This window comes from Actinomadura sp. BRA 177 (assembly GCF_013372625.1).
Classification (GTDB): domain Bacteria; phylum Actinomycetota; class Actinomycetes; order Streptosporangiales; family Streptosporangiaceae; genus Spirillospora.
This window is the reverse complement of the sequence record NZ_JABXFD010000502.1, coordinates 1-1,627: the sequence shown is the minus strand read 5'-3', so window position 1 is coordinate 1,627 and position 1,627 is coordinate 1. Positions and strand designations below refer to the sequence as shown.

Below are 1,627 nucleotides of genomic sequence, written 5' to 3'. Positions count from 1 at the left end.
CGTGTCGGCGCTCTGCTGTTGCTACCGTTGCCTGTCCGGCGGCGGCGTCAGAGGGGGATAAGGGACAGCCATCGGAGAGGAGGGCCCCGACGCCCCGCCCCGAGCCGGCCGGCGGGCCGTGCGGCGCGCCGGCCGGATCGGTGCGGGTCATCGGGTCTCTCCTCTCGGATGGCGAGGATCCTCGGGCGGGCCGGGGCGGGGCGCGGCGCGCAGGCGCCGCAGCCGCGCCAGCCCCCGCGAGACGTGCGACTTCACGGTCCCCTCCGGCAGGTCCAGGACCGCCGCGACCTCGGCGACGGGCAGATCCACCACGTGCCGCAGCACCACGGCGGCGCGCTGGGCCTCGGGCAGCTCGGCCAGCAGCGCCGCCAGCTCCCGGCCGGTCTCATGGCGCGCGGCCGCGTCCTCCACCCCCTCGCCCGGATCGGGCGGGTCCGGGGCGTCCTCGATCGGGCCCCCCGGCGCCGGGCGCCGCGCCGCCGACCGCAGGCTGTTGCGCCACACGTTCGCCACGATCATCAGCAGCCACGCCCGCGGCCGCAGCCCCGCGATCCGGTCCGGCCCGTACCCGGCCAGCGCCCGGTAGGCCCGCAGGAACGCCTCCGCCGACAGGTCCTCCGCCTCGGCCCACCGCCCGCACAGCCGCAGCGCGGTCGAGAACACCGCCCCCCCGGTACGCCTCGTACAGGGCCGCGAACCCGGCGTCCAGGTCCGCCGCCAGCGCCGCGGCGACCTCCGCGCCCGCCGCGTCCCGCCTGCCCTCGGTGCGGGGGAGAGCTTCGTCCGTAACCGTCACATCCGTTCAACACCGCCGCCGTCCGCCCGGTTGCACCCGCCGGACGGGTCAGCCGAGCCAGCCGGGACGGATCACGCCCGTCTCGTAGGCCAGCACCACCAGCTGCGCCCGGTCCCGCGCCCCCAGCTTGGCCAGGATACGGCTGACGTGCGTCTTCGCCGTCGCCGGCGACAGCACCAGCCGCCCGGCGATCTCCTCGTTCGACAGCCCCGCCGCGACCAGCTCCAGCACCTCCCGCTCCCGGTCGGTCAGCGCGTCCAGCTCCGCCGCGGGCGGCGGCGCGGTGATCCGGGACGCGAACTCGGCGATCAGCCGCCGCGTCACCGCCGGCGCCAGCAGCGCGTCCCCGCGCGCCACCACCCGCACCCCGTGGATCAGCTCCGGCGGCTCGGTGTCCTTCACCAGGAACCCGCTCGCCCCCGCCTTGATCGCCCCGTACACGTAGTCGTCCAGGTCGAACGTCGTCAGGATCACCACCCGGACCTCGGCCAGCCGCGGATCGGCGATGATCCGGCGGGTCGCCTCCAGCCCGTCCAGGACCGGCATGCGGATGTCCATCAGCACCACGTCGGGACGCAGCTCGCCCGCCCGCGCCACCGCCTGCTCCCCGTTCCCGGCCTCGGCGACGATCTCGATGTCGTCCTCACCCTCCAGGATCGACCGGAACCCCGCCCGCACCAGCGTCTGGTCGTCGGCCAGCATCACCCGGATCACGCGCTCTCCTCCATGTCCGCCATGTCCGCCACCTCGCCGCCGCCGTCCAGCGCCAGCCGCGCCCGCTCCCGGAACCCGCCCGCCGGGCCCCGGCCCGCGGTCAGCTCCCCGCCCGCC

2 protein-coding genes are annotated in these 1,627 nt (G+C 76.7%); both read right to left on the bottom strand.

What is annotated here, in order from left to right; translation table 11 throughout:
* Window positions 1-147: 147 nt before the first annotated feature.
* Window positions 148-663, bottom strand: a complete 516-nt coding sequence (locus tag HUX53_RS29385) for an RNA polymerase sigma factor (protein WP_176406473.1) — start codon at window positions 661-663, stop codon at window positions 148-150.
* Between the two features lie 181 nt (window positions 664-844).
* Complete coding sequence (locus HUX53_RS29380) at window positions 845-1,510, bottom strand: response regulator transcription factor (RefSeq protein WP_176406472.1); 666 nt, start codon at window positions 1,508-1,510, stop codon at window positions 845-847.
* Window positions 1,511-1,627 lie beyond the last annotated feature (117 nt).